Source organism: Actinomadura physcomitrii, assembly GCF_008923205.2.
In the GTDB taxonomy this organism is placed as follows: Bacteria; Actinomycetota; Actinomycetes; order Streptosporangiales; family Streptosporangiaceae; genus Spirillospora; species Spirillospora physcomitrii.
In genome coordinates this window covers 36361-51152 of the sequence record NZ_WBMS02000052.1, presented here as the reverse complement: position 1 = coordinate 51152, position 14792 = coordinate 36361, and the positions used below count along the sequence as shown (strand labels likewise).

Genomic DNA, 14792 nt, shown 5'->3' with positions numbered 1-14792 from the left:
CCCAGACGCGCAGCCCCCGTCCCCTAACCCAGGCCGAGCCCTAACGAAGGAGCCCTTGAGTGACCGCCACCGGCGCGACGACGGCTTACGCGCCCGGCGCGCGGATCGAGGTCCGCGACGCCGAATGGATGGTGCGCACCTGCACGCCCACCGCGCGCGACGGCTACATGATCAGAGCGGTCGGGGTCTCGGAGTTCGTCCGCGACGAGGACGCGGTCTTCTTCACCGGCATCGACCGGGTGACACCGCTGCGGCCGGAGGACACGGTGCTCGTGGCCGACACCAGCCCCGCCTTCGCCAGGTCCCGGCTGTTCCTGGAGTCGGTGCTGCGCCGCACCCCCCTCCCGCAGTCCGAACGCGGGCTAGCGCTCGCCGACGGGTTCCTGCTCGACCCGCTCACCTACCAGCGGCGTCCCGCTGAGCTGGCGCTGGCCGGCCTGCGGCCGCGCATCCTGCTCGCCGACGTGGTGGGCCTCGGTAAGACGCTCGAAATCGGGCTGATCCTTGCCGAGCTGATCCGCCGCGGCCGGGGCGAGCGGATCCTCGTGGTGACGCCGCAGCAGGTACTGGAGCAGTTCCAGCACGAGCTGTGGACACGGTTCGCGATCCCGCTCGTCCGGCTCGACTCGGTCGGCATCGAGCGCATCCAGCGCGACATCCCCGCGGGCCGCAATCCGTTCCTGTACTACAAGCGCGTCATCATCTCGATCGACACCCTGAAGAACCAGGGCAGGTACGGCCAGCACCTGGAGAACATGTTCTGGGACGCCGTCGTGATCGACGAGTCCCACAACCTCATCAACGAGGGGAACCTGCGCAACCGGCTGGCCAGGCTGCTGGCCGCGCGCACCGACGCCCTCCTGCTGGCCAGCGCGACCCCGCACAATGGCGACGCCGAATCGTTCGCGCAGCTCATCGGTCTGCTCGACCCGGCCGCCATCGCCGACCCGCGCAGCTATTCCGCCGAGCAGATCAAGCATCTCTACCTGCGTCGGACCAAGATCAGCCGGGAGGTACGGGACGAGATCGGCGCAAGGTGGCCCGACCGCGGCCCCTCGCTCCCGATCCGCTGCCCCGCCGGCGACAAGGAAGAGAAGATCTTCGCGGAGCTTACCCGGACCTGGCTGGCCGGGCCCGAGCGAACCGGCGGGTCCGTCGTCGGCCAGGAGCGCCGCCTGTTCCCCTACACCCTACTCAAGGCGTTTCTCTCCTCCCACAAGGCGCTCGGTTCCACCGTGGCTAGGCGCCTGAAGAACGCCACTGAGCCGCGCGAGATCGATGCCCTCAACGACCTCGCCCGTCTCGTGGACGCGATGGACGACACCGACTCTGCCAAACGCACGGCGCTCGTCGAGCAGCTCCGGGAGATCGGCGTCGGTGAGAACAGCGCCACCCGGGCCGTGGTGTTCTCCGAGAGCATCCCCACCCTCGAGTGGCTCCGCGACACCGTCCCGCCCGAGCTGGGGCTGAAATCCGACCAGGTCCTGCTGATGCACGGCGGCTGCTCCGACCAGCAGCAACAGCAGATCGTCGAGGAGTTCTCCCTCGCCGACAGCAAAGTCCGGCTGCTGTTCACCGGCGACGTGGCGTCCGAGGGCGTCAACCTGCACCGCCAGTGCCATCACCTCGTCCACTACGACCTGCCGTGGAGCCTGATCCGCATCGAGCAGCGCAACGGCCGCATCGACCGGTACGGACAGCAGAACGCACCGCAGTTCCGCGCGCTGATCCTCCAGTCGTCGGTCAAGGGGACCAAGGACGACACCACCGTCGCGGAGAAGCTGCTGCTGCGCGAGCAGGAGGCGCACCGCAGCCTCGGCACCGCCGAAGCGGTGACCCGCGAGTTCACCGCGAAAAAGGAGGAGGACCGCCTCATCAAGGACCTGCTCGCCGGAAAGTCCGTCGAGCAGTCCCTGGCTGAGGCCCCACCCGTCGACTTCATGGCCGAGCTGTTCGGCACGGTGGCGAGCGAGGAGGTCGTCGCAGAGCTGGAGCGCGCCGACGTGCCCCGGCTGTTCCGCTCCACCGAGGCGTTCGTCCGCGAGGCCCTGCGCACCGTCGTCCCGGACCTGAAGGTCGATGACGACGGCCAGATGCTCGCGCTCGAACCGCCCCGAGACCTGGTGCACCGCCTATCCGCGCTGCCCGCCTCCTACCTGCGCACCCACAAGATTACCGAGCGGATGAAGGTGACCTTCGACCGCGACCTGGCCCAGCGGAAGCTGGACCAGGCCCGCAGGACCCAGACCCTCTGGCCGGACATCGCCTATCTGTCTGATCTGCACCCGATGGTGGAGTGGCTGGTCGACAAGGTGCAGATCCAGCTCGTCCGCCAGCAGGCCCCGGTGATCGCCGCCAAGGTCACCGAGCCGACGTTCCTGGTCCAGGGTGTCTACTCCAACGATCTCGGCCAGCCCACCGTCGTCGAGTGGATGGCCGTCAGCGGCCTGCCGGGCGCGCCGGTCGTCCGCGACATGACCGAAGTGCTGGCCGAGGCGGGCGTCGGACCCGACATGATCAACACGCTGCGCCACCCGGATCTGCCGACGCTCCAGACACTCGTCCGCCCGGCCGTCGACGCGGCCCGCCGATTCCTGGACGAGCGGCGCGACGAGCACGCCGAACGGGTCACCGCTCCGCTGCGCGAGCACCGCAGCCGGATCCAGGAGTGGGAGCAGACGGCGCTGAGCGGCATCGGCGAAGACTCGCACGCACGACGCAAACGGCAGGCGGTAGGCAGCACGGTCGCAGAACAGGAGCGGCTGCTGCGGAGCTTGGAGACCACCGGGGAGCCGCTGGTGCGGATCCTCGCCGTGCTGGAGGAGGACGCGTGAGCTACGACTCGCTGGTCAACCGCGGCGACTATTTCTCGGCGCACTACCTGGCCGAAGTGCTGCCCAAGGACCTGAAGAAGAAGGACAGCCTCCTCGCCCGCTGGACCGAACGGGAGAAGAACAAGGAGGCGACCCCTCGCAGCGGCCTGCGCGCCCTGCGCAAGGAGTACTTCAAGAACCGCGCCTACTTCGCCGACTTCCTGGCGAACATCCGCGAGGGCAACGTCCGCCAGCACCCGCTCGAATGGCGCAAGACCTTGCACGAACTGCACGGCGACGTGCTCCGCGCGCTGGGGTTCGACGCGGCACCGCGGACGATCATCGTCGAACGCGCCGACAAGCAGTACGAGGTCTCCGTCGCGCACGCCGAACCTGCCGACCGGCCCACCGTCATCGCGATCGAATGCGGCTGGGCGCCCGACGTGGACGCCGCGCTCGACCCCGAGCAGGCGGGCCTGCTCCTCGCACCGGTAGACCTGGACGACCGCGACCGGATCGAGACCGGGGACAAGCTCGCCACATGGCTGTTCGCCTGCGACGAGCCGCCCCGTTACGTGCTGGTCCTCGCGGGCGGCGTCATCATCCTCGCAGACCGCGCCACCTGGGGCGAGGGCCGCTACCTGGCCGTCAGCCTGGACGTCGCGCTCGGGCGCGGCAACGCGATGCCCGGCGAGATCGACACCATCGCCGCCCTCTTCGGCGCCGACTCCCTGCTCCCGCCCGAGGAAGGCGGTACCGAGAAGCTCGCCGAACTGCTCACCGGTTCCCGCCAGCACGCCGTCGGTGTGTCAGAGGACCTGCGTGACGGCCTGCGCGACTCCATCGAGATCATCGCGAACGAGGTCCTGGACCGCATCCGCGAGCAGGGCGTCAACCCGCGCGAGATCGACGAGCCCGCCGCACTGGCGAAGAACCTCGGCCGCCAGGCGCTGCGGTACCTGTACCGCATCCTGTTCCTGCTGTACGCGGAAGCCCGTCCGGAACTCGGCGTGCTGCCCTCCGACGACGAGGCATACGTCAAGGGCTACAGCATGGCCCGCATCGGCGACCTGATCGTCCGGGACCTAGTGTCGGAGGAGTCCCGCCGCGGCTTCCACTTGTACGAGTCCCTGGACCTGCTCTTCGACATGGTGAACAGGGGCCACAACCACCGCAACGATGCCTCGGCCGAGAACGCGTCCGAGGGCGAGGGCCTGCGTTTCGAGCCGCTCAAGGCGGATCTGTTCGAGCCGTCCCGCACGTCCCTCATCGGCGAGATCGTCATGGACGAGGACGCCCCGGACTCGCCCCACATCGACACCCGCCTCCGCAACGAGGCGCTCTACCGGGTGCTGCGCCTGCTCATGCTCGCCAAGGGCAAGCGCAAGGAGCGCGGAGGCTTCATCTCCTACGCCCAGCTCGGCATCAACCAGCTCGGCGCCGTGTACGAGGGGCTGATGTCGTACACGGGCTTCATCGCGGACGAGGAGCTGTACGAGGTCGCCAAGAACGGCGACCCCAAAGACGGCTCCTGGATGATCCCCGCATCCAAGATCCACGATTATGACGACTCGGTCTTCGTCCGCCGCATCGACGAGAACGGATTCAAGACAGAGGACCGCGTCGTCTACAAGCCCGGAGCGTTCGTCTACCGGCTCGCCGGCCGCGACCGCCAGACCAGCGCGTCCTACTACACGCCCGAGTCCCTGACCCAGGTCACCGTCCAGCTCGCCCTGCGCGAGCGCCTCGACCAGAACGGCGAAACGACAAAGGCCGACGAGATCCTCCACTGGACGATCTGCGAGCCCGCCCTCGGCTCCGGCGCATTCCTGAACGAGGCCATCAACCAGGTCGCCGCCGAGTACCTGAAGCGCCGCCAGGCCGAGAAGAACGAGCAGTTGGAACCGGAGCAGTACGCCGACGAGCTCCAGAAGGCCAAGGCGTACATCGCGCTGCACAACTCCTATGGCGTCGACCTGAACGAGACCGCCGTGGAACTAGCTGAGGTCTCGCTCTGGCTGAACGTGATGTACCCCGGCCTCCAAGCCCCGTGGTTCGGCCTCCACCTGCGCCGCGGCAATTCCCTCATCGGCGCCGGCCGCCGCCTCTATCCGCCGGACAAGCTAAAGAAGAAGGAGTGGCTGAACTCCGCCCCCAACGACCGCCCGTTCCGCGACGGCCCGATCCCGAACGGCCACGTCCACCATTTCCTCCTGCCCGCCGCGGGCTGGGGCGCGGTAGCGAGCGAGAAGGAGGCCAAGGCCCTCGCACCCGAAGAGGCCAAGCGACTCGCCGCCTGGCGCAAGCAGCTCCTCAAGGACCCCCGCGACAAGAAGAAGCAAGGCGAGAAACTAACCCAGCTCGATCGCCTCCAGGCCCTCTCCCGCCGAGCCGAGTACCTGTGGGACCTGGTCATCAAGCGCCTCCAGATCTCCGAACGGGAGATCAGCCGTCCGATCGACGTCTGGGGCGCGGACGGCCTGGCCCACCCCCGCGAGACCCTCACCCGGGACGAGATCAAAGCCAACCTGACCGCCGCAGGCACGCCTTACTGGCGCTTGAAGACCTTCATGGACGCCTGGTGCGCCCTCTGGTTCTGGCCGCTGGAGAAGGTCGGCCTCCTGGACGGCTCCGACGAGATCTACGAGCGGCTCAGCTCTGACGTTCTCGACAGCCGCCACGACACCCGGCCCAATGAGATCTCCCTAACGGTCCCGGACCCCGAACCCGCGGGATTCCCGGCGACGTGGGAAGAGCAGTCCCTCTTCGGCGAATCCCCGGTCCAGGAGAAACTGGCCCCGGTGAAGCCGCGCCCACGGCCTCGGCCCAAGCCCCGGCGGCCCGAGCGCCGGCCTGTCATCCCGCTCAACGACCTCGACGACTGGCTCGACTTCGCCGAGGCCCTTCTCGGCGTCGACGACATCCCCCAAGGCTCGCTCTTCCCGGAATTCGATTCCCTCGCTCAACTGGACGAGCACGAAGACCAGCTCCTCGCCTGGATGGGTATGGAGGACCCGTTCCGTCTCGGCGAACGCTTCCCCTGGCTCGACACCATCGAGGACATCGCCAAACGGCAGGGCTTCTTCCACTGGGAACTCGACTTCGCCCAGATCTTCCACCGCGGCGGCTTCGACCTCCAGGTCGGTAATCCCCCTTGGGTCCGCCCACGCTGGGAGGAATCTCTGGTTTTGGCCGAGCTCGACCCGTGGTTCGAGCTCGCCAACAGGCCATCTGCGGAGACGTGGAAGCAGAAGAAAGAGCTTGCGCTTCGCCCTGAGAGACCAAAACAGTTTTTTCTTGATGAACTCGTCGCGAGCATAGGTGTAGCAAGCTTCTTGGGCTCGCCAGCTACCTTCCAGCTGCTTGCTGGAACCCAACCGAATCTGTATCGAGCGTTTATGGTACGGGCATGGCGAAGCCTGGGACCTGCTGGCAGGGCAGGTCTACTTCATCCAGACTCTCACTTCAATGGGGCGCACGAAGGAAAGCTCCGCGCAGCCGCTTATCGACATCTTCGCATTCATGCCCACTTTCACAACAGGCGTCTTCTTTTCGCCGATATAGACTGGAACGTGGAATATGCAGTTCAAATCTATGGCCCGGAGAAGGCGGTAGGCTTTGTCCACGTAAGTTGGCTTTACGGCATCGACCCACTGCTTGGATCCTTCGATCATGATGGCACCGGAGAACGTCCGGGTATTAAATATAATGGCCAATGGGACCTCCGTCCGCATCGTGACCGGATGATGTGGGTTGATGAGCAGGTTCTCTCGGATTGGCGCCGCTTGGCTGGGGAGGTCAAAGCTGGGGTTAGCGAGACACGGCTCCTCTATCCTGTGACGACCGCAGAGAGGAGTGCCATCTCCGCACTTGCGGCGGTGGGGCATCGCCTGCAAGAGATGAGTCCACAGATCAGCGCTGGCTTCCATGAGGCTGATGCCAAAAAGAGCGGGCTCATCGAATGGAGACCAGGGCATTCAGACAACTGGTCAGAGGTGATTCTGCGTGGGCCGCAATTTTCACTCGCAACGCCCTTCGCCAAGCAGCCGCCCAACATGGGTCGTAACGATCGCCCGGTCGATCTGAAGAAATTGCCTCCGGACGCCGTACCGTCGACCGACTATCGACGAGCGACTGATCTGGAACGCTATCGGCAGGCCCAGGACCGATGGCTCGATCACCAGCGGTTCGCCCAACTCCTGGCGTCCGAGAAGGCCGTTGAAGACGCTCGACGTGTTATAGCTGCACGAGAAGGCATAGCTCTTGCCGATGTAGAGACAGACCATGTGAGGGCATACCTGCGCGAGAAGGCACATAGAAGGTACACGGAATTCTACCGGGTTGCCTGGCGGGAGATGATTCCTAACAGCACCGAACGCAGTCTTTTTCCTGTCCTCATTCCTCCCGGTCCAGCGCATATCCACCTGGTCCGTTCCATGGCCCTTCCCAGCAATCGCGAGACAGCGCTAGTGGCAGGTTTCTGGTCAGCTCTGCCTCTCGATTACTTGCTGCGGGTCACAGGACGTGGTCACCTCGATGTGACGGACGCTCGCACACTTCCCGTAGCCGACCCGGACCATCCTCTCGCGAACGCACTTTTGCTACGAACGTTGCGCTTGAACTGCCTGACCATAGCCTACGGGGAACTCTGGGAGGAGCTCTACGTCCAAGAATGGGGTAGTGAACGATGGGCTGCGCCATGGCCGAGAATCCGCCCTCTCGAAAAAGCAATTTCGTTCTGGGATCACGATACGCCATTGCTGACCGAGTATGAGCGTCGCGCGGCACTCGTGGAGATTGATGCAATTATCGCTCTGATGCTGGGCATGGGAACCGAGGAACTCATGGCCATTTATTGGGCGCGATTCCCGCACGCAGTGACATATGAGAGCGCGATGTGGTTCGACGCTGAGGGCCGTAGGATTGCAGAGAATTTCAACGCCTACGGCCATGGCCAAACCAAGGAGAATTATCTCCGGCTAATGGAACATCTGGATGATCCACAGAATGTTCCTCCGCCGGAAGGATATGTTGCGCCGTTCTATAGGGTGGATCGAGAGGAAGAGTATCGGCAGGCCTATGCCGCCTTCTCGGATCGGTTGCGGAAGACCAAGGAGACCGGCTGGTCGCCGGAAGGTGGCGGAGACGGGTGACTTCGGGCCTTGCCTATGAGCGACGCGCTCAGCATTCGACGGGCGGCGCCGGTCAGGAATGGTGCGCTCGACCGGGGCTGTGGAGTGGGTTGGCTGCAGAGGGGCACGGCGCGCCGCCTCTGTGGGAGGCCCGCCGCAGGCCGACGAGGGTGAGAAGCGGAGTGGAAGGGGTGCTCGGGTGAGGCCGACTCTTGCCGCCGAGGAGGTGCGGCGGAACCTGACGCAGTACCTCTCCACGACGTTCGCGCTCGCCGACGACCAGGTGCGCGACGGGCTGGAGAGGTTCCTCAACCATCCCGAACTCGGCATCTTCCGCGGCCCCTACCTGCGGATCCGCACGCCATTCCGCAGGGCGGACGACGGGTGGCGCCGCTTGTTCGAGTGGGCGCCGGACGGGTTTCGACCGTACCGGCATCAGGCCCGCGCGTTCGAACGGCTCAGCACATACCGGAAGCAGGCGCAGCCAACACTGATCACGACCGGGACCGGGTCGGGCAAGACGGAGTCGTTTCTGATCCCGATCTTGGATCACTGCCGGAGGCAGCGGAAACAAGGGAACCCCGGGGTCAGGGCCGTCGTGTTGTACCCGATGAACGCGCTCGCCACCGACCAGGCCGACCGCATCAGCAAGCTGCTCGCCCGGCACGGCCTCGGCGATGTTTCGGCGGGCCTCTACATCGGCGATGTCCCCGACACCGAGTTCGCGGGCGTGCTGACCCGACGCGGGGAGATCCGGCGGACGCGACCGGACATCCTCATCACCAACTACAAGATGCTGGACCTGCTGCTCCAGCGCGCCGACGACCTCCCTCTCTGGGAGGGCGCCGACATCGCCTACGTGGTGGTGGATGAGTTCCACACCTACGACGGCGCGCAAGGCACCGACGTCGCGATGCTCTTGCGGCGGCTGGCGGCGGCGACCGGACACAGCGAGCCGGGGCGGCCCCTCGGCCGGATCTGCCCGGTCGCCACTAGCGCGACGCTGGGCGAGGGCGGCGACGGCGCGAAGATCAGGGCGGTCGCCGAGACGGTGTTCGGCACCCCGTTCCCAGAAGACTCGGTCATCGGCGAGGACCGCCAGTCCGTCGAGGAGTTCATCGGCGACATCGACTACACACTCCCTCTACCGGATCCGCAGGAACTCGCGAGCATCCCCGACCCGCACGGTGACGACTCGGCAATGGGGCGAGTCATGGCGGCCGTCACCGGACGGGACGCGCTAAGCGCGCAGGAACTCGCGGTGGTGCTGCGACGACACATCCTGACCAGCGCCGTCCTGGACGTCCTGGACGGCAGGCCGCACACGTTCGAGGAGATCCTCGAACTGCTGCCCCGCAAGGGCGCCTACAACTGGGGCGCGGCCATCCGCCTCTCGCCCAAGCAGGCGGCGACGGCCCTGGCCCGTTTCGTGGCGCTGCTGTCGATCGCGCGCGACCCGGACGACGAGCGCGGGAAGGCCCCGTTCCTGCACATCGAAACGCACCTGTGGGTGCGGTCGGTTTCGCGGTTGCTGCGCGCCGTCGGGCCGAAGCCGTCGTTCGGGTGGTTCGGTGAGCCGCTCCCCGCGCTGGACGCCGAATCGACCATGGCGGGCGGCGGGCGCGAGATGCTCCCGGCCGTGTATTGCCGGCACTGCGGTCGCGCCGGATGGGCCGCCATTTCCCCAGAACGGGACCCGTACGACCTGGTCACCGACGCCGCCCGCATCTACCGAGCCGGGATCTCCGACAAGCGCCTCGTCCGCGCCATGATCACCGCGACGCCGAACGAGGTCGCCGACCAGCTCGCCGGGCGTCCGGGACCCGCCGTGATGGTCTTGGAGGCCGGAGGCCACCACGTGCGGCCGGTCAACCCGTCACGGGACGCCGACTACGCCAGCAGAAGCGATTTCCGGGACGTCTTCGTCCTCACCGACCTGTCCCACGACGCGGACGGCAACCGCGCGGCCGAGAACGACAGGTGCCCGGCCTGCGGCATGGATCAGGGCACCCGGTTTCTCGGCTCTGGCTTGGCCGCACTCGCCTCCGTCGCGATCACCGAGCTGTTCACCGGTGGCCAGCTCGAAGCCGAACAGCGCAAGACGCTGCTGTTCAATGACTCGGTGCAGGACGCCGCGCACCGGGCCGGGTTCGTCGCCAACCGCTCGTACGGGTTCTCGCTGCGGCTGCTGCTGGCCGGCGGGCTTGACGAGGCGGCGCCCGTCCCGCTGAACGAGCTGATATCGGACGTGGTCAAGGAGGCCAGCGACCCCAAGTACCTGCCGTCTGTGGTCCCTCCCGATCTGCACGACCGCGAAGACGTGGACGCCCTGCTGGCCGGGGAGGCCGAAGGGTCGTCCAGGACGTGGCGGCTTATCGGGGAGCGCCTGGCGTTCGCCGCCGTCCTGGAGTTCGGGCTCCGCTCCCGGCAGGGCCGGACCCTCGAGCTCACCCGGACCGCCGCCGCTGAGGTCATGCTCGACGAGCCCGACCGCGTCGGGGCACTCGCCCGCGACCTGCATCTGCGCACTGCCGCCCAGATGGCCGGGCTCCCTGACGAGTCCATGTATGTGAACTACGTGCGGGGTCTCCTGGAACGCATCCGGATGCGCGGCGGCATCAAGCACCACTGGCTGGACGGCTGGATCGACAACGCCGGAACCAGGCGCTACATGACCATCTGGGGCCGCCGCCCCGACGGCATGCCCGCGTTCCCCAGCGGCCTGCCCGCGCCGCGCTTCCTGCTCGGCGGGCGCAAGGAGCGCAGCGAGTTCGACGGCATCATCGGCCGCGGCAACTGGTACCAGGACTGGACGGCCCGCTGTCTCGGGCTCGACGCCGGTGCGGCGACCGGCTACCTCGGCCGCCTGCTTGACCTGCTCGTCGACGAGGACGTCCTGGCCCGCCGCACCGCCGGCGACGGCACCACGCAGGTGTATGGGCTGCTGCCCGGCCACATCCAGGTGTGGCGGCTCACCGACGACCACGTAAGCGAGGCCGGGGTCCACTGTCCCGTCTGCAACTGGAAGCAGACGGTCCACCCTGCTCGCTTCCGTGAATGGTTGGGCGCCCCTTGCCCCCGGTACCGCTGCACGGGCCGCCTGGAACCCAATGACGACGACCGCTTCGCCAACGACTACTACCGGCGGCTGTACCTCAGCGCCGAACCGTTCCGCGTCATCACCGCCGAGCACACCGGCGCGCTCACCCGGCCCCAGCGGGAGAAGGTCGAGCGGGAGTTCCGCGAAGGCAAGCGCTACAGCGACCCGAACGTGCTGGCCTGCACGCCGACACTGGAACTCGGCATCGACATCGGCGACCTGTCCGCCGTCATCCTCGCCTCCCTCCCACACGGCCCCGCCAACTACGTCCAGCGGGCGGGCCGTGCGGGCCGCGAGACCGGCAACGCCCTGCTGCTGACGTTCATCGGCAGGCGCGCCCGCGACCGCTACTACCTCGCCGAGCCTCGCGACATGATTGCCGGGGAGATCGTGCCGCCCGGCTGCTACCTGTCCGCCATCGAGATCCTGCAACGCCAGTACGTCGCGCACCTGGTGGACCTGGCGGCGCGCGAGAAGTTCCCCGGCGTGCTGCCGCTGCCGCGGACCGCCTCGGCGCTGTTCGGCGACTCCGGGTGGCTCGCCGCGTTCCGGGACGCGGTCCTCGAACGCGGCCCAGAACTGGTGGAGTCCTTCCTCGGCCTGTTCGGGCCAGTGGCGGGCGACGCCGAGCGGGGCGTGACGGCCGAGGCCGCCGCCCGGCTACGCGAGTTCGCCGCGGCCGGGCTGCGCGAGGCGATCGGGAACGCCGAACGGCTCTGGGCCGAGCGCCTTCAGGACCTGCGCGCCCGCATCGAGGTGATCGAGGCGGCGGTCGCGGCGATGGTCGAGTCCGACCCGCAGCAGCGCGCCCGCCGGGCCGAGCTCATGGCCGAGCTGCGCGCCGTCCAGCGGCGGATCGGCGAGATCGGCCGTCGCGACGCACACGGTACCCTCGTCGAGCTCGGCCTGCTGCCCAACTACTCGCTCATCGACACTCCCACCGCCCTGGAGGCGACCCTCACTTGGGAGGAGCGGCTGGACGGCGACCGCACGGAGCGGCCGCAGGAAGGTCGCGCCCGTGACCGCGGCGATCGCCGCTACCACAGCGAACTACGCGAATACGGACGTTCCGCGCTCCTGGCGCTGACCGAGCTCGCCCCCGGCAACAGCTTCTACATCCGCGGCTACCGCCACACCGTGACCGGTCTGGACATCGGTACCCCGCAGCGTCCCGCCTACCAGCAGTGGCGGATCTGCCAGCAGTGCGGCCACGTCCGCACCACCGCGGCCGTGGAGGACACCTCCCTCTGCCCACGCTGCCGCAACCACAAGATCGGCGATCGCAGCGCCCTGCACACCGTCCTGGTCCCCACCAAGGTCACCGCGCACGACCGGCGCGACGACGCCCGCATCCGCGACGATCACGATGAGCGGCAGCGCCGCTACTACGAGCGGGCCGTCGCCGTGGACGTCCCCGTCGAGGCGATCGAGCCGGGCTCGTGGCGGCACGCCGGGCGCACGTTCGGGATCGACTTCACCCGGCACGCCCGCATCCGCCGCTTCAACCTCGGCACGCTGAAGATGGACCGACCCGCGGGCGACGAGTTCGCCGGTGAACTGCGGCGCATCACTCCGTTCGCTGTCTGCACGTCTTGCGGAGGCGCCACCGCGGATGGCGAGCCGGACGGCGGGCGGCGCCTCGCCGGGACGGCGGGCACGACCTTCGACTCATCGGTGAGCCACCACCGGCCCTGGTGCCCTCAGCGGCGCGGCGACGACGTCGAGCATGTCCGCCTGATCCTGGCGCACGAGCTGGAGACCGAGGCACTGCGCATCCTGGTCCCGGTCGCGACGACCCTGATCCCCGAGCGGACCGCCTCGTTCCGGACGGCGCTGATGGTCGGGATCGCCCGTAAGTACGGCGGCGACCCCGACCACCTGGACATCGTGACCGCCACCATGCCCGACCACCTGCACCACAGCGGGCACCGGCGGCGGTTTCTCGTCCTTTACGACACGCTGCCCGGTGGCACGGGCTATCTGCACCGCCTGTCCTCCGAAGAGGGTTTCAAGGAGGTCCTCGAACACGCCTTGGCCGTCGTGGAGGACTGCCCCTGCGCGGACGACGAGGGCAAGAACGCCTGCCACCGCTGCCTGCTCGCGCACGCCGACGACGACGAGTTCGCCTACGCCGACCGCGGCCTCGCCGTCGAGATGCTCCACGACCTCCTCGACGGCTGGGCGGCCGCTCCCGTCGCGAGCACCGACGAGATCTCCCTCTGGGACCAGGTCGAAAGCGAGCTGGAGGACCGGTTCCTGGCCGGGCTCAAGCTCTGGGCCGCCGAACCCGGCGCGGCGCGCGCGCTCGGCCCCGGCGGGCTGGTCAACGACCGCCGCACCGCCGACCTGCGCGTCACCGGTCTGGACGGGGCGGTGGTGCACTGGCAGGTCATCCTGCAAAGCACGGTCAAGGAGACCAGGCCCGACGTCCGGTTCCGGCGGCTCGACGCCGCGCCACTGGAAGTCGACGTCTACCTAGACGGGTACGCCTACCACGCTTCGCCCGAACACAACCGGCTCGCCAACGACGCTGCCAAGCGGGACCGGCTGCGCGCCCACGGCCACGTCGTCTTCCAACTCAACTGGGATGACATCCGGCACTGGGAGACCGGTGAGGCGCCGGAGCATCCGGCCTGGCACCCCTACCAGGGCAACGCCCAGCAACGTGCCCGCGAAGGCCACCTCGCCTACGGAGGCGACCCGAGCGAACTGGCGGGGCTGATCTGGACGAGCCCCGTCCACACCCTGCTGGCGTTTCTCACCGACCCCGACCTGGAACGCTGGCGGCGCCGCTCCGAGGCCGCCGTAACCGGGCTCGTCATGCCCGGCGTCGCGATGCGGCCCTGCGCGCCCGGACACCTCGGCGAGGTCGTGGCGGCGGCACTGCGCGGCGAACCCCTGCCCACGCCGCCCGCGGGTGACCTGGTGGTGGTGTCCACCGCCGATGCGTCCGGGTGCCCGCTGACCGTCATCGCCAACCCGAGGACCCGGGTGTGGAGCGGCTTCGCCGTCGTGGACGACCGTCCCGCCACCATCGCGGCGGACGAGCGCGGCCACCAACGCCGTTGGCAGGCATGGCTGTACTGGGGAAACCTGTTGCAGTTCCTGTCCTACGGCGACGGGGACGGCGGGCAACTCGCCTACACGGCGTTGGACGCGTTCGACCCGTCCACGCTGGCCGTCATCGGCGGTGACGGCCTGCTCAGCACCCTCGGCCTGACGCCTCTGGCCCCAGAAGAGCTGGGGGAGACGAGCGACACCGTCACAGGCGCCTGGGCCCGTGCGGACACAGTGCCCGGGACGGACGCTGGACTTGTCAACGACGACACCGCGGACATCGAGCTCGGGCAGCAGGCAGAACCTGAGGCCACAGTACCGGAGGGCGAACGGCCGGCCGGCGAGCCGCGGCCGGAGCCCGTGTCGCCGCCCCCGGCCGGGGAATCCGGTGCTGCCTGGACCGAGGTCTTCGACCTGCTCGATCCGGACGAGCCGGGGCTGGCGACGCTGGCGCGGGCCCTCGAGGAGCGAGGCGTCCCCGTCCCGGAGGTGGGTTACGAGCTGGGCGAGAACGGGTGGCAGGCCGAGATGGCATGGCCGCACGCAAAGGTAGCGGTCGTGCTCGCCGGCAACGACCAGGAGGCGACGGACCGCTACCGCGCCTACGCGCAGGCCGGCTGGGAGATCCGGACGGCGCGCCTGTGGACGGCGGACGAACTGGCGGCACGAACGATGAACGGGAGCGAGTGA

3 protein-coding genes are annotated in these 14792 nt (G+C 68.1%); all 3 read left to right on the top strand.

All coding sequences use genetic code 11. From position 1 onward, the window contains the following. The first annotated feature begins 59 nt into the window (after positions 1-59). The gene (locus F8568_RS40405; protein WP_328601244.1) at positions 60-2834 is read left to right on the top strand and encodes a DEAD/DEAH box helicase; all 2775 of its coding nucleotides are present in this window, start codon (positions 60-62) and stop codon (positions 2832-2834) included. Beyond that, complete coding sequence (locus F8568_RS40400; protein ID WP_151599114.1) at positions 2831-7966, top strand: class I SAM-dependent DNA methyltransferase; 5136 nt, start codon at positions 2831-2833, stop codon at positions 7964-7966. The genes F8568_RS40405 and F8568_RS40400 overlap by 4 nt, the downstream gene beginning before the upstream one ends. A 178-nt stretch (positions 7967-8144) precedes the next feature. Continuing rightward, a complete protein-coding gene (locus tag F8568_RS40395; protein ID WP_328601243.1) occupies positions 8145-14792 on the top strand; it encodes a DEAD/DEAH box helicase in 6648 nt (2215 codons plus the stop codon).